This is a genomic window from Oricola sp. (assembly GCF_022763245.1).
Taxonomy (GTDB): Bacteria; Pseudomonadota; Alphaproteobacteria; order Rhizobiales; family Rhizobiaceae; genus Oricola.
Genome location: NZ_JALEGV010000041.1, coordinates 522,289 through 538,247 on the forward strand (window position 1 = coordinate 522,289; position 15,959 = coordinate 538,247).

The window sequence follows — 15,959 nt, forward strand, 5'->3', positions numbered from 1 at the left end:
GCCGGACGAATGGTCGGCGTCAAGAAGCCCTTGAAGCAGCGCCAGATCTGAGTGATCCGCGTCTTTCTCGATCGCGAGGGGCGAATGCGTGATCGCGCTGTGTTTGATCTCGGCATCGACAGCAAGCTCCGGGGTTGCGACCTCGTCAAAATCAAGATCGGCACGCTGGTTTCAGGGCAGTCGATCCGGACTCGCACCATGGTTGTCCAGCGGAAAACCGGTCGCGCGGTTCAGTTCGAGATCACAGCGGACGTGCGAGCGAGTTTGCTCGCCTTGCTTGAGCGAAGGGGTGGAACGATAGACGACTACGCTTTCCCAAGTCGCGTTGATCGCGCCGGACACCTGAGCACCCGGCACTCCGGCCGACACATGCGATCCAACGCTGCCGATCAGAACCGCGCAGTGAGTTTCGCCTTGGCCGAATGATCCTGACCGCTCGAACCGAATTGGCCGCTATAGGTGAGGCCTAGCGAGGCACCCTCGGTGAGGTTCACATCAAATCCCGCACCGAGGACCAGGCTATCGCGCTCAAGCGGCACCCCGGCGATGCCAAAGTCGCTCCCGCCGGCGGCAAAGCTCTGCGTGGCGGTTGGCGTGTTACCAAAAGTGTGCCGCCAGCCAATCTCTCCCGAGAGCGTGCCGTGCACAGCACCAAGATCGACTTGCTTGTCACCGCGGAACCCAAGGGTTGTGAAAGTGGCGCTTGTGCTTTGGCCACTTGCCGTCAGTGCCGCGGCATCGCCGCTCTCGGTGAATCCGTCGGTGGACAGGTTTGCAAAAGCCAGGTTGGCAAAGGGCTCGAAGCGGGCTGTACTCACCTCGATGCTGTAGGCCGCCTCGCCCCAGACCTGCAGCGTCCCGGCACTGTAAGATGCCGTGAGACTGTCGGAGAAGCCGGTGAATCCCACCAGGCGGGACGTATCGAGGCTGTGCCAGCTGTAGGCCACTCCGCCCTCGAGCGAGAAAGCGCCCCCCGTACGACCCGCATAAGCGCCGAGCGAGTAAGTGTCGGCCGTGCCGGAGGACGCACGGCTATCGACGTGGAAGTTCGAGCGAGAATAGCCGCCAAGCACGCCGAAGTGCAGATCGTCCAGGACCAGCGTGTCGGCGCCCAGAATGAAGCCGCCGATCGAACGGTCGATGGCGGCGACGTTTCCGTTGCCGTGCTGCTGGCTCCAGGCCCCGAAGCCCTGCGCCCAGAAACCGCCGCCGCCATAGCCGAATGCCTGCCCACGGTTGTCGGCTCCCACACCACCGAGTGCGAAGCGCAGACGATCCTGCGCTGCCTCGCGCGGGAAGCGGCTGTCTTCGAGCAGCGCCGTCTTTGCCGAGGCGTAGATCTCGCCGGAGAGTTGGTCCAGGGCGCCGGGCGCCTCGTCATTGGCGAGCGTCAGCAGGGCGTTGAACGTCGCATCGCCGAAGCCAAGCGAATAGGCGCCTTCGCCGGTCGCGCATTGGTTCGCGGTCATGCCGGCCTGGCAGAAGCTGCTGACCGCCAGGGATGAATTCAGAATGACGCTGTTGGCGCCGCTGTAATCCAGCGCGAAGTCAAGGAAGGCATAATCGTCGGTCAATGCGTCGAACGTTCCGACCACGCCGCCCGCCGCGGTCAGGATCGTGTAGCTGCCAAGCGTGTAGCTAATACCTGAATCGCTGCCATTGACCGGCGTGACATTCACCGTCCCGCCATTGATCGTCACCGTGCCGGAAGCGTTCAGAAGATCGTTGTTGATGCCGGCAACAAAGCCGCCATCGTTGAGTTCGACCTCATAAACCGATCCGGCATTGAAGGTCGTATCGCCGACATTCAGCGTGCCGATGGAATTGCCCGGCGCGACCGCTGCACCGGCGTCCGCCGTCAGGGCACCCAGTGTGCCCGAACCGCCGAGCACGCCGCCAGAGACGTCAATCGTGCCGCCAAGCAACCCATTGACATGCAGCGTGCCGCCGGAAACGCTGGTCGATCCGGAAAAGCCGGAAGAATCGCCGCTCAGAATGGTATCGCCTGCTTCCTGCAAGATCTGGCCGTCACCGCTCAAATTCGCACCAAACTTATGACCGCTCGCGGTGTGGTTGAAAACCAGCGTACCATCGCCATCGCCGAACAACACGATCGGGCTATTGAGTGTCCCTGCCGCAACAGCAGCCTCCCCCGAGGCGGCGCCAATGTTGATTGTGCCGGTGGAGCCAGCATTGCGGGCAACGGTGACGAGATTGGTATTCACCGCGCCGCTACCGGAAATATTGAGCGTCCCGGTGCCAGCATTGCCGACAAAGAGATTGACCGAATTCGTCCAGCTCGAATCCGGCCCCTCAACCGTCACCGTACCGTTCGAACCGGAAGTGGTGCCGATGCCACCAACGGAGTTGCTTACTGTGCCGCCATCGGAAATATCGAGCGTTCCGGTGCCCTCATTGCCAACAAAAAGATCGCCCGAATTCGTCCAGCTCGACGCCGAACCCTCCACCGTCACCGTGCCGTTCGAACCGGGATGGGTACCGATGACCCCGGTCGAGCCGCCAAGCGAACCCCTGACATGAAGCGTGCCGCCGTAAACGCGGGTTTCGCCCAAGAAACCGGTAGAATCGCCACTCAGGTTGGTATCGCCCGCCTTGTGAAAGATCGTGCCGTCGCCGCTGATATCGGTGCCAAAATCATAGCCGGTATCGGTGTGGTTGAAGACCAGCGTGCCGTCGCCATCGCCGAACACCATGGTCTGACTACTGAGCGTCCCTGCCGCAGCAGCAGGCCCCCCTGAAGCGGCGCCAATGTTGATCGTGCCGGTGGAGCCAGCTCCGACAGCGACGGAAACGCCATTGGCATTTACTGTGCCGCCAGAGGAAATATCCAGCGACCCCGTGCCGCCATCGCCGACATGAAGCCTGTCCGAAGTCGTCCAGCTCGACCCTGCGCCATCCACCGTCACCGTGCCGTGCGAACCGGTACTGTAGCCGATATAGGCACTGGCGTTGCTGACCGCGCCGCCTGCGGCAATCTCCAGCGCCCCGCGACCCTTCTCGCCGACATAAAGACTGTCCGAGTTCGTCCAGCTCGATTCCGAACCCTCCACCGTCACAGTGCCGTTCGAACCGGAATTGATGCCGATGGTTCCAATCGAACCGCCAAGTGCGCCGCGGACATTAAGCGTGCCACCAGAAACGTGGGTTTCGCCCAAGAAACCGGAAGAATCGCCGGTTAGGTTGGTTTCGCCCGCTTCGTGCAAGATCGTGCCGTTGCCGCTGATATCGCTGCCGAAATCATAGCCGGTATCAGTATGGTTGAAGACCAGCGTGCCGGTGCCGTCGCCGAATGCCAAGGTGGGACTGTCGAGAGTGCCTGCCGCGACAGCCGCCTCCCCGGAGGCGGCGCCAATGTTGATTGTGCTGATGGAGCCAGGATAGGCGGCGACGGAAACGCCATTGGCACTCACTGCGCCGCTATCGGAAATATCCAGCGTCCCGGAGCCGAAACGGCCGACAACAAGACTGCCCGAATTCGTCCAGCTCGACCCTGCGCCATCCACTGTCACCGTGCCAAGCGAATTAAAAGAGTAGCCTATGGTAGCAATGGTACCGCTCACTGTGCCGCCAGCGGAAATATCCAGATACGCCCTGCCGAAATCGCCGACACGAAGCGCGTCCGAAATCGTCCAGCTTGACCCTGCGCCATCCACAGTCACTCTGCCTATCGAACTGCCGAACTCGCCGATGACAGCCACCAGATCATTGGTGACTGCGCCGCCAGCGGAAATGTGGAGCCTTCCAGTGCCGCCATAACCGACAAAAAGCTTGCCCCGATTCGTCCAGACCGAATCCGGTCCATCCACGGTCACCGTGCCATCCGAACCGCCTTCGTCGGCGATGATCCCATAGTCGTTGTAGACTTCACCGCCATCGGAAATATTGAGCGTGCCGGTGCCGGAATTGCCGACACGGAGATCAAGTGCACTCGTCCATTTCGACCCCGCGCCATCCACCGTCACCGTGCCTTCCGAACCGGAATTGTCACCGATCGTGGCCGCGACATCGACGACTACGCCGCCGGCGGAAATAGCGAGCGTGCCGGTGCCGGTGGAGCCGATCGTCAAATCCGTCGGGTTTTCCAGCCCGCCAACATACCACGGGCTTGCCTGCGTGCCGCCACCGGTGCCGACCACGGTTTCTGACGTGCCGTCAATAATCTCTTGCGCCACCGCGGCAACGGGCAAGACAACGGTCAACGCACTGGTGGCGAGAAGCAGATGCAGGCGTCTTCTCACACTGACGGATTGCCAGCCTGTTACCGAATTGCCTGATGTCCCCATGAAACGTCCCCCAATCCCTCGACTTGAAGAAGCTGGATGTTTTGGGGAGAGACATCGGCAACAATTGTTGCACAATTATTTGCAGCGTTGTTTTTTCAACGGGTTGGCGCGTTCTTGCTGCAACCAGGCATGGGCGATCAGAGCGGTCATCGGGTCGCCAAATCATGCGTGGCGGATGGCTCTAGCCGAGCAACGAGGGGACCGATACCGCCACTTCCTCAGGCACAACCGAACGGCCGAACCGGCGCACACACAGGTTGACCGGGGCACGCATGCTGTTGGCGCGGTGCTCGGCCTGCTCGAACAGGCCACCCGAGATACGGTGCCCGTAGCTCAAGGTTGCACTGGCACGCGCTTTCGACATCGACAATATGGCGGCCCGAGCGCGCAATGAGGGCCGGTCCGGATCGGTCATGAAGGGCTCGTAAAACAATCGCGCCAGAGGATGGAAGGCGTAGAGTTCGGCGCGCACGGGCTCCAGTTCAGCGCGCCGCCCGCCGGCAATCAGCGCTTGGCACAGGAAGAAATGCACATAGTGGCGAAACCGCGATTTCGGCGCGGCGAGTGTTTCCGCCTGACGCAACAGGTCGACCGCAGCATCGATATCGCCCGTGAAGGCAAGCAATTGGCCAAGGATCGCCATTGACGTTGCGACAGCGGTGCCGCTGCCATTCGCCTTGTGCGCGAGTTCGAGCGCCAGCGTCTTGTAGCGCCTGTCGACGTAGTACAAAAGTTTTGCCGCGATGATCGCGAGGTCCGGATTGTCTTGGCAAGTGATCAGGGCTGACTGCACCAGCCGCTCTATTTCATCGTCGATCTCGAGGCTTTCCTCCAGTCCCGAGCGGAAAGTCTTATGTCCCGAGATAACGATTTTGGTGTGCAGATGATGGGCATACATGAGTGCCAGGGCAGGGTCGTCGGGACGGTCTGCGCGCAATCTGGCGAGTTGCACATCATTTTCCTGCCATGACACAGGTGCGTCCGAGTTGTTGAAGGTCGCATTCTGCATCGCCACCGGAAGCGGCTCGCTTGATGCCATGTGATCCACGTCGACGCGCCAACGCGCGGCGAGGATTTCGGGAACAAGCTGTTCGGCCGTTCGCTTGATCGACGGAAAGGGAGCGCTTTCGCGCATCAGTGACAGCCGGTGCAGGAAAAATACCTGCCCCGACAGGCTCGACCGGCAGGTCATCACGCATCCGGGGGCCTCGCCATCACGGAAGAAGGCCAGCTCGACCGTGAACAGCGCCGGCTCCACTCTCGCGCTAGACGCCAGGTTCATATCGGCTTCGACCGTGGCCGTTCCGCCGCCATCCGCTCCCAGCGCCTCGGCAAGGTACTGCGCGAATGCCAGACCCGCTGTCTTTTGCGATCCCAGGAGATCGAGACCGCGAAGCGGCCCAACCATGATATCCGCTGCGGCCGCCTGCACAGCGGATGGCGCGGGTGCGGCCGGGCCAAGCCAGACATAGCCGCCGCCATAACGGGTTCCGATAAAACGTGGATTGCGGGCGTCGTCGCCGAGCTTCCGTCTGACGCGGTTGATGAGGAAATCGATGCTCCGGTCAGTCTTCCCCGAACCATCGTCCGAGATGGCATCGATGATCTGGCTGCGGGTCAGAGTCCGGCCGGCATTGCGCGACAAGACTTCGAGCAGTCGAGATTCAGCCACGGAAAAATAGACTGTATCATCGCCAAGTTTTGCACTTGTGAAATCGGTCCAGAACACCCCGCGGCCCGCCCCCTAACCAGATACTCCAACCGCGACACAGCCTGTTCAGAAGCGGCTCTCTCGGACAACGTACCGGTCAAAACTAACGATCCCGATCCGTAATTCAATGAGAATAACAGAAGGCCCAGATATATTATTTGTCCTGTCCCGCTCCGATAGGCCGCGCATCGTCGGCAGTTCGCGTCGCCCTGCCATCAGGAGCAGTATCAAGCAATCCGATGTCCTTTTCGGCACATGCTGTCACCGGTCACATCTATGCGAAGGGCTTGGTGGACAAGCCGATCGGGAAAGGCAACGGCACAGACCGCATATTGATGACGCCATGCCCCGGCCGGAACGGGCAGCCGGCTGGCGATGACGGCGGCGTGCCAACCCAGGCGATCCTCCCGGATTTCGCGGAGGACATGTCGGGGCGATCGTCGAGGCTGATCGACCGCCGCAGATACCTGAATAAGTCGGCTCCGCGTTCAGAAATGAAAGCCCGGGTCAAATGGGCGTTGTTCAAGACCGCCGCGTCATCGACCGCGACGATCGAAGGATCAGTTCTTTGCGTAGGTTGCCTCGACGTGGCAGTCGATCAGCACGCGGCCTCCCGCCTTCACGACCGCGGCGGCCCTTTCCAGCGCCGCCTGCAGGTCCGCGCGCGCCCTCACCGGACCTTCGGTCTGGAAGCCCTGCGCTTCGGCCATCATGCAGATATTGGCTTCCGGGTTATCGATTCGCTGCCCGATCCAGCGGTTTTCAGCAGGGCGGCCGCGAGCATTTGCCACGCGCTCCTGATGCAATTCATCATTGAAATACGACTTGTTGTTCGCAACCACGATCAACATCGGCAAATCCAGATGGCTCGCGGTCCAAAGCGCGTTGACCCCCATCAGCGTGTCGCCGTCGCCGAGCACGGCCGTCACCAGCCGGCTGCTGTCGCGCAGCGCCAAGGCCGCGCCCACCGCCTGTCCGGGCCCGATGCCAATGGAGGCTCCGCCGTCGGTGCCCAGATAAGACAGCGGATGGTCGAACCGGCATGCGGTGGCCGGCCAGCCGATCGGAAAGCGCACGAATGTCGCATCGTTGTCGATCCCGTACTGGCGCACAGCCATGGAGAAATCCAGCAAGGCAACTGCGCCCTGCTTGTCGCCCACAGGCTCCTGCCGCAAACGCGCGCTCCAGTGCGTACCGGAAAAGTCCCGGTCGCTCGAGAACCGGACATCCGCTCGGTCGATCTCCTCAAGCAACGCGTCGACCAGGATGTCGGGGTGAACGGCCAGATGGATGTCGGCTGCCGGCAATGCCTGGTGGTCCATCGACCAGCCATTGGCAGTCACTGCGTCCGGAGAACAATGGACGAGCGTCGTCGCGACCGGCTCCTGCGACTGCGCCTGCCCGGAAAGCGTGCGCAGGAAGCCGGCAAAGTCCATCCAGTCGAAATTGACGATGAGGTCACTGTCGGCAACGAGTTCGCGTTCCGCATCGCTACGAGCGTCACCGCAGACCGGAAGAACGTGTTGCGGATGGTCGCTCGGAAAACAGGAAGGATTATGGATGCTGGTCATCACCGCAGCGCCGACGATTTCCGCCAGCCTGACCCTGGCATCCCATGCTTCCTGCGAACGGCCGTTGCGGCCGAACAGGAACAGCGGTTTGCGGGCCTTGCTCAGCTCCAGGAGGAGGTCGTCCATCCCGCGCTTTGTTACTCCGGTGGGCGCAGGCGGCGCGAAACGGGCGATGTCCGGCACCTTCACACTGTCGGCCAGCGGCTCCTCCTGCCATGAAACATCCATGCAGACATAGGTTGGCCCGCAAGGCGCGGTCGTCGCGATCTGGCGGGCGCGCAGCACCGCCTCGATCGCCGCTTCGGGTGACGCAGGTTGGTCGTCCCACTTGACGTAGTTCCGGATCAGCGCTCCCTGGTCTTTCGCAGTGTGCACCCAATCGATCCATGGGCGCCTCTTGTGCGCATCGACCGGACCGGTCGCGCCGAAGATGAGCATGGGAAGGCGGTCGCACCACGTGCTGTAGACAGTCATCACCGCGTGCATCAGCCCGACATTGGCATGCAGGCCCACTGCCATCGGCTTGTCGGTCACCCGCGCATAGCCATTGGCGATCGCAACGGCATGTTCCTCGTGCAGACAGACGACCATCTGCGGATCGCGGTTGCCCAGATAGTTGACCAGCGAGTCTTGCAGACCGCGAAAGCTTGAACCGGGCACCAGAGCGAAATAGGGAATCTCGAATTCGCGCAGGAGGCTTGCGACCACGTCGCTGCCATATTGCGGCGTATTGGCCAGGCTTCCCACGGGTTTTTCGAGGTCCCTCGGATTGCTGTCTGTCGCGTGATCGGTGGTTTCGTGCATCGGCTGGGTCTCCTTGCCGGACCATGGCAGTCCGACAGCATCGCGAACGCGCCTGGCCGATTACCGGAACCGGCCAGGCGCTGGGGTTTCGACGGTTTGCCCGCCTCTTACTTCTGGATCCGCTCGGGATACTGGAAGAGTTTCGCCTGATCCTCCGCAGACAGCGGCCCTTCGAGCACGCCCTGGGCGATGGCGTCTTCGGTGATGATGTCGAGACCCGACACCTTGTCGACCGTCAGGATTTCAGGCGACCAGAAGTCGTCGCGCAGGGTCTTGGCACGGTCGAGGTCGACGTCGATCTCTTTGGCGTAGATCTCAAGCGCTTCGTCGCTGCCGCTGAAGATCCAGTCGATCGTGTCCTGGTAGGCGCTCATGTAGCGCTGCACGAGGTCGTCGCTGGCCTCGGAATTGGCGATGATCCAACGCAAGCTCTGGTTCTTGATCCGGTCGATCTCGTTGTCGCGGAAGACGACGCGGATTTCGCCGCGGTCGATGGCGTCGGTTCCGAACTCCGGATAAGAGAAGCCGACATCGACCTGACCGCTCATCACCTGCGTGAACGTGGCCGGCGTTCCGCCGGTGGCGACATGCTCGAATGTCAGGCCATTCTGCTCCATCAGCATCTTGCCGATATTGTAAGTGCCCGAACCCGTGGTCGAGTAGGCGACGCTGTGGCCCTCGAAATCCTCGATTTTCTGGATCTCGGAATCCTGGCGCACATACCAGTAGTTGGCCGAGCCTGTGGTCGAGGCACCGACGACCTTGATCGGGGCGCCCTGCGTGAAGGCGCTGATCACACCGACACCGCCCGGCGCAACGCCGAATTGCACGCCGCCGGAAACGACCGCCTGGATCGTCTCACCGCCGCCGCGGGTGTAGCGGATATCCGGATCGAGGCCGTATTCCTCGAAGATGCCGCCCTGCTTTCCGATCTCGGTGATGAGGGCTTCGAGATTGCCGCCGGAACCGATGGCGACCTGAACGGTCTCCAGATCCTGAGCAAGTGCGCCGTTCGCGGCCAGCGCGAGTACCGCCGCGGCCATGGCTGTTGTCAGCTTTTTCATGTTCTTCTCCTCCTAGTTTGTTCGCCCGCCGCCATCGGCAAGGCGTTGCTTTCTTTTAGAAACTGCTTCCGGACTCCCTCTCCCCTGCCATTCTGATCATTGCGGTGTTGATCGCGACGGAAACGATGAAGATGAAGAAGATCAGGGCGTACATCGTCGGCATGTCGTATTTGTTGAAAGCCTGCGTCACGAGGTAACCGAGACCGTTCTTGGCGAGCTTGGTCTCCGCCAGAAGGACGCTGATGATGGCGACCGCCAGACCCAACCGCGCGGCGTTTATGGCGGCGCCTCTGATCGCCGGAAGGTAGATCTTCGTGATCACCTGGCTCCGCGTCGCCTTGAAGGCGGCGCCGACCCGCAGGAATACAGGGTTCACCGAGCGGACGCCCGACGCGATGTTCAGGCAGACTGGAAAGAACGCCGCGACCGCGCCAAGGCCGATCTTGGAGCCACTGTCGACGCCGAACCAGATGATGACGATGGGCAGAAAGATGATCTTAGGCGTGGCGGAGACGTAATAGACATACTTCTCCAAGGCCCGTGACAGGTAGTTCGAGACCCCGAGCACATAGCCCGCCACCGCCCCGACCGTACCGCCGAAAAAAATAGCGAGCACCAGTTCTCCTGCTGTCACCGACAGGTGCCAGTAGAAATCCGGCGACGTGAGCAACTCCCACAGGGCCGCGACGATCTTCAAGACGCTTGGGAAGACCCCTTGGTAGAAGAGGCCGGACCGGGCGGCGACTTCCCAAACGGCAATGGCCGCCAGGATGATGAGGACGCGGATCGCCACCGGCGAAAGCGCGAGCGCCGCCGAACGCGGTGCGGCGTTGCTGGTCATCGTATCCACCTCTCGAGCCTTTCCGTTACGAAGATGACGAGCGCACAGAGCATCATCACGAACAGGATCGCGGCGAAGGTCGCGGGCGGGTTGTAAAGCTCGGAAAACTCGGCGACCAGACCGCCGAGACCGCCGTAGTTCAGCAGAAACTCGAAGGCGATAAGGTGGATCAGGCCGAACACGAAGCCGAGTCGGATACCGGTCACGATGGTCGGCAGCGCGGCCGGCAGTTCGATCTTGAAGAAGGCCTGGCGGGGCGTCAGCTTCAGCGTTTGCCCGACCTTGCGAAACACCGGTCGGACAGTCTTCAGACCCTCCGTGGTCTTGAGCACCACGGGCGCCAACCCGCCGACGGTGGCAAATGCGATCAGCGCCGAGGGATTGCGGCCGAAAAAGACGAGGAAGATCGGATAGGCGAGGATGAGCGGAGCGGCCGCGAAACCCGCGACCAGTGGTTCCGCTGCCGCGCCCAGTCGCGGCAGCCGGTAGAGCAGCACGCCGATCAGGACGCCGAGAACGCAAATGAGAACGCCGGATACGACTGCCAGCGACGCCGTCGACAGGAAGCGTCCAGCAAGGTCGTTGCGCGTGGCGAGCTGCGGGATTGCAGCTAGGATCGAGGACGGAAGCGGAATCGCGAATTTCGAGATGAGTCCGGCCCGGACCGCGCCTTCGAGCACGAGACCGAGGGCGAACGGAAACAGGACCGCCGCCAGGGTCGGAGAGGCAAGGATCCGAAGCGCCCTCATGCGCCCTGCGCCTCCAGCCCACGGCTCGCTTCCACGCGCAGGTCGTCCCATATCGCGGCGACGTACTGGCCGAATTTCTCACTGCCAAGGATTTCGGACGTCCGCGGCCAGGGCAGGTCTATTTCGACCACCTTTTTGATGCGCCCCGGGCGGTAGGTCATCACCAGCACGCGGTCCGACAACTGCACCGCCTCGGTGATGTTGTGGGTGATGAGCATCGTGGTCTGCTTCATCTCGTTGTGGATCGTCGTGATCTTGTCGCCGATCAGCAGGCGGGTTTGCTCGTCGAGCGCCGCGAAGGGCTCGTCCATGAGCAGGACCTTGGGCTGCGTCACCAGCGTCCTCGCCAGCGAAACGCGCTGACGCATCCCGCCTGAGAGTTCGGCTGGATACTTGTCCTCGAAACCGGAAAGTCCGACCATCTGCAGGAACTCGCGCGCCCTTGCGTGACGCTCTTCCTTGCCGACGCCCTTCAATTCGAGCGGAAACGCCACATTGTCGAGTGCGGACCGCCAGGGAAAAGCAGCGTCTTCCTGGAACACCAGTCCGACATCGGTGGCGGATTGCTGGAGCGGCTTGCCTTCCAGGCGAATCTCGCCTGAATTGCCCTGCAGGAAGCCGCCCAGGATGTTGAAGATGGTCGTCTTGCCGCATCCCGACGGGCCGATGACCGAGGCGAATTCGCCCTCGGGGATCGAGAAGGACACATCGTCGAGCGCCACGACCTGCCCCTTCGGCGTGTCGAAAACGACGCTGACGCCGTCAAAGCCGATCATCTCCGAAGCCGGCCGCGCGGCGGAAGGCGAAACGGGGGCAGCCATGGTCATGATGCTCCCGCCAGGCGACGGCTTCGTTCGTGCCGGTGAGTGGTCGCGTGAAGATGCAAGTTTCTTTCCTCCCCGTGGAACACGGTCCCGCCGTCTCGCGTCAGGCGATCATTTCCTCGTCGAATTCGATGTGAACGTTCTTTTCGCGGGTGAAGCTCAGCAGTTCCTGCAGGCAGTTTTCCTTGCCGATGCCGGACTGCTTGTAGCCGCCGAACGGTGCGCCCAGGAAATGCGTCCCGACCCTGTTCACCCAGACATATCCCGCCTCCACGCTGCTCGCGGCGCGGTGGGCGCGGTGCAGATCGTTGGTCCAGATCGAGCAGGTGAGACCGTAATCGACGGCATTGACGTTGCGGTACATCTCGGCCTCGTCGCGCCAGCGCAGCACCGACAGAACCGGACCGAAGATCTCCTCCGATGCGATCGCCATATCCTGCGTGACGCCGGTAAAGACCGCCGGGTAGACGAAAAATCCGTTTTCGAGGGCCGGGTCCTCCGGCTTCACGCCGCCATAGGCGAGCGTCGCCCCCTGCGCCTTGCCCTTCTCGATGTAGCCGAGCACGCGCTCATACTGGCGGGCATTGATGATCGACCCCATCGTGGTCGAGAACTCGGTCGGAATGCCGGGTTCGAAGCGGGCGATTCTGTCCAGAATCTCCGCCATCACAGCATCGTGGATGTCGTCATGCAGGAACAGCCGGCTCGTCGAACCGCAGGATTGGCCGCACCATCCGAAGTTCATGCCGGCGATCGCCGCTTCCGCGACCTTTGCGGGAGAGGCGTCCGGAAACGCGACGAGCGCATTCTTGCCGCCCAGTTCGAGGATGATCGGCTTCAGCGTGGACGATGCGGACTGCATGATGGCCTTGCCGGTCGGTACGCTGCCGACGAGCGTCACCATGGCGATATCGGGGTGTTCCGACAGCGTTTGGCCAACATCTCGGCCACCGTTGAGTATGTTCATCGCCCCGGCCGGCAGCAGGTGACCGACCAGTTCAGCCATGCGCAGGCTCGACAACGGCGCCTGCTCGGGCGGCTTGACGATGACCGAATTGCCGGCGGCCAGCGGCGCCGCCATCTTTCCGGCGCTGAACATGAAGGGGTGGTTGAAGGCGACGATGCGGGCCACGATGCCACGCGGCTCGCGCATGGAATAGGTGACGGAGCCCGGCCCGAACGGGATCGAATGGCCCTTCATCTCGGTCACCAGCCCGGCGTAGAAGTCGAACCAGGACGCCGCCATGTGCACGTCGTTGACCATGTCGCGGGCCGGATTGCCGCTGTTGGCGGAATCGAGGTAGGCAAGCTCCGGCGCATTGGCGCGGAAGATCGTCGCCATCTCGCGCATGATATCGGCGCGCTCGGCGGGCTTTGTCCGCGACCATTCGCGAAAGCCATCGCCCGCTTCGGCGATGCATTCATCGACGTCTTCGGGGGAGGCTACCGCGACCTCGGCGAGCGGTTTGCCGGTCGCGGGATTGAAGGTCGGCGCTGAGCCGGTGGAAGCCGACTTCCGCCACCTTCCGCCGTAAAAGAGACCGTCATGGCCGGGCAGCACCTCGCCAAGGGTCAATTCGCGGACTTGATCCATCCCTTCCTCCCAATTCTTGCGCAGTTCGGCACGTCCGGTGCGGGCTCCCCCTTGCCCCTCCAGTCCGCCCGATCAGCAGCGCGTCACTTGAAATAATGGTCCGGCGCCTCGAGAATCTCTCGGCAGGACGCCTCGACATGCCGGGTCATCCGGCGTTGCGCCTCTTCCGCGTCGCGCTTCAGAATCGCGTTGAGAATTCCGGTATGCTCCTCGTACGAGCGCTTGGTCGCCTCCCGGCGCGACAGCAGCTTGTCGAACTGCACGCGGAAGCTCTCCAGCAGCGTCGCTGCGATGACGGGCGGCAGGCTCTTGTTCCCGCTCAGTTCGATGATCGTGTTGTGGAAGCTTTCGTTGTAGGACGAGTAATCGTCGCTCGCCGGATCGAATTCGTCATGGAGCGCGATCAGCCGCTGGCGCCCTTCCTCTTCCAGCCTCTCAGCGACCAGACCGGCTGCCAGCCCTTCGACCACGCCGCGAATCTGGTTCAGCTCGACCACCTTCTGGCGCGACAGGATGCGAATGCGCGCCCCGCGGTAACGCTCGAACTCCACCAGCCCTTCGGCGCGCAGATGGACCAGCGCCTCGCGCACCGTGCCGCGGCTGACGGAGAGGCTTTGCATCAAGTCGGGTTCGACGAGGCGCTGGCCGGGGACAAACCGCCCCTGGCGCATGCCTTCGCGAATGTGATCGAGAACATCCTGAAGCGTGGAGCCGCCCTTGCGCGCATCCTGATTCTGGGTCTCGGCAACCAAGGCGTCGTCGGTCATTGGCATCTCCTGGAGTGCAAACATGGGGACCAGATTACCTCGATTATAGTTAGACGATATCGTCAAACGATTCAACACGGTTCCAGCGCGGCGGCGGGGTGCTATGCCGCCGCCACCCTCTGGGTCTTTCTGTCGCGGACGACCTGCGCATAGGGCGCAGGCGCCACGGTAACGCGCACGTCGGTCTGGCGATGACGCTCCACATGGGGCTTGCGCGATCCGCCATCGGGTTCGCCCCATGTGAGCATCAGTTCGGTTCCGGTTTCCGCGAATTTGCGGTCGATCATGACGAGCGAGAGCACCTTCGCCTCATTGGCGCTGTATCCGACAAAGGTGGAGTGGCCGGCGATCTCGCCGTCCGGCGTACGCACCGTGTCATATTGCTGATAGGCATAGGAGGCGTATGGCAGCCTCAGCATCTTGAAAGCCGGCCCCGGCTCCAGGATCGAGGAGAAGATGCGCGACACGTCCTCGTCGTTCCAGACCAGCGTTCGCCGCGCCCGGGTCGGGTTCCGGGCCTGCTCCTCGAGCGCCGCACGGCCGATGAAGTCGTGGTCGAACTTGATCCGGCCGTCGACGCCGAGGTCCCAGGGCGTGACGTAGTAGTCCTCCAGCCTGTCCGAAACGAAGCTGCCGCCGAGCTGCGCTCCGGACTCCCAGCAATCCGCAGGCAACCACTGGCGGTAGTCGCGCAGCTTGTCGCTGGTGAAGATCGCCGGGAAAGGCGACGCCATCCAGCCGCTCTCGGTCACGGCGCTGAAATACGTCACCGTGCCGCCCTGCTGCAGGCCGTATTTCCCGCCGACCTCGAGCAGCGCCGCGCGCACCTTCTCACCGTCTTCGAAACGGCCGGAGAGCTCGACACCCTGGTGGCCCGCCATGCCGTGGCGCAGCGCCGTCACATCGCAGCCGGCGATACGGACGGTCGCGGCCCAGAAGAACTTGATGTCCGGCATGTCGCCTTCGATGACTTCGGAGAAGATCTTGCCGGCGTTCGGGCCGTCCATCCCGAAGCGAAACTTCAGGCGTGTCCCCTTCGGATTTCGCGCCGTGTTGTTGTCGCGCTCCAGCGTCACGTCATAGCCGCCCGTGATCGCGTTGTACTCGACCCAGTTGAGGAGCGGCATGCCGCTGACGAGTTCGAATTCCTGCTCGCCGTGGCAGTACATCAGCGTCTCGCCGATCACCTGCCCCTCGTGGTTGCAGGCGATGAACTGCTTGGCCCGGTTGGGTACGAAATTGGTGAAGCTGTTGACGCCGACATCGCTCAACAGCCGCATCGCGTCCGGGCCGCGCACGAACAGCTCCGGCATGTGGTGCGACTGATCGAACAGGACTGCCGTGTTGCGCCAGGCACGCTGCTCGTCGACCCAGTTCGTTCGCTCGGTCGGCACCGGCGTCAGGCCCGGCGTGGCCTTCACGTGAGGAGCGCGCGTGTCGTTGTAGAAATGGTCTACGAGATCCGGAATCGGCGACAGCAGATCTTCGAGGGTTTCACTCTGATTTTGCGCGCTCATTGGCGTCCTCTCTCCCGTTGAGTCCGGCCGCTTCTTGCGATGGCCTACCTCTCCGTTAGACAAGATCGTCTGACGATTCAAGAGGTGAATTTGCATTCGTGAAACGCGCCAAGCGCCAAATTCAACGGTTCCGGGGAATTTCCCGACGAAATCAAACCCGTACGCATTCGCTTGTCAACGATATCGTTCGACGATACCAAGGCGACGCAGGAA

At 62.3% G+C, this 15,959-nt stretch carries 10 protein-coding genes and 1 pseudogene; 1 reads left to right on the forward strand and 10 read right to left on the reverse strand.

Annotation, left to right across the window (positions count from 1 at the left end):
* Positions 1-51: 51 nt before the first annotated feature.
* Positions 52-354 (forward strand): annotated as a pseudogene (locus MRY80_RS23190) (integrase); the annotation flags it as partial.
* A 35-nt stretch (positions 355-389) separates the two neighbouring features.
* Here MRY80_RS23190 and MRY80_RS23195 read toward each other — a convergent pair.
* The 10 genes from MRY80_RS23195 to MRY80_RS23240 form a co-directional block, all read right to left on the reverse strand.
* Positions 390-4,304 (reverse strand): autotransporter domain-containing protein, encoded by a 3,915-nt coding sequence (locus tag MRY80_RS23195; protein ID WP_293293619.1) that lies wholly within the window; start codon positions 4,302-4,304, stop codon positions 390-392.
* A gap of 181 nt (positions 4,305-4,485) precedes the next feature.
* Positions 4,486-6,033 (reverse strand): winged helix-turn-helix transcriptional regulator, encoded by a 1,548-nt coding sequence (locus MRY80_RS23200; protein WP_293293620.1) that lies wholly within the window; start codon positions 6,031-6,033, stop codon positions 4,486-4,488.
* Positions 6,034-6,575: 542 nt separating this feature from the next.
* Positions 6,576-8,390, reverse strand: a complete 1,815-nt coding sequence (locus MRY80_RS23205) for a thiamine pyrophosphate-binding protein (RefSeq protein WP_293293621.1) — start codon at positions 8,388-8,390, stop codon at positions 6,576-6,578.
* A 107-nt stretch (positions 8,391-8,497) separates the two neighbouring features.
* Positions 8,498-9,454, reverse strand: coding sequence for an ABC transporter substrate-binding protein (locus MRY80_RS23210; RefSeq protein ID WP_293293622.1), 957 nt, complete (start codon positions 9,452-9,454; stop codon positions 8,498-8,500).
* Positions 9,455-9,509: 55 nt separating this feature from the next.
* Positions 9,510-10,295 carry an ABC transporter permease gene (locus tag MRY80_RS23215; protein WP_293293624.1) on the reverse strand — a complete coding sequence of 262 codons (786 nt, stop codon included), beginning with the start codon at positions 10,293-10,295 and terminating at the stop codon, positions 9,510-9,512.
* Positions 10,292-11,044 (reverse strand): ABC transporter permease subunit, encoded by a 753-nt coding sequence (locus tag MRY80_RS23220; RefSeq protein ID WP_293293626.1) that lies wholly within the window; start codon positions 11,042-11,044, stop codon positions 10,292-10,294. Before MRY80_RS23220 ends, MRY80_RS23215 begins: the two co-directional genes overlap by 4 nt.
* Positions 11,041-11,865, reverse strand: coding sequence for an ABC transporter ATP-binding protein (locus MRY80_RS23225; RefSeq protein WP_293293627.1), 825 nt, complete (start codon positions 11,863-11,865; stop codon positions 11,041-11,043). The genes MRY80_RS23220 and MRY80_RS23225 overlap by 4 nt, the downstream gene beginning before the upstream one ends.
* Positions 11,866-11,971: 106 nt before the next feature.
* Positions 11,972-13,462: an aldehyde dehydrogenase family protein gene (locus MRY80_RS23230; RefSeq protein ID WP_293293628.1), complete on the reverse strand. Its 1,491-nt coding sequence runs from the start codon at positions 13,460-13,462 to the stop codon at positions 11,972-11,974.
* 83 nt (positions 13,463-13,545) lie between these two features.
* Entirely contained in the window at positions 13,546-14,229 is a 684-nt protein-coding gene (locus MRY80_RS23235; protein WP_293293630.1) for a GntR family transcriptional regulator, read from the reverse strand.
* A 101-nt stretch (positions 14,230-14,330) separates the two neighbouring features.
* Positions 14,331-15,746 (reverse strand): aminomethyl transferase family protein, encoded by a 1,416-nt coding sequence (locus tag MRY80_RS23240; RefSeq protein WP_293293632.1) that lies wholly within the window; start codon positions 15,744-15,746, stop codon positions 14,331-14,333.
* Positions 15,747-15,959 lie beyond the last annotated feature (213 nt).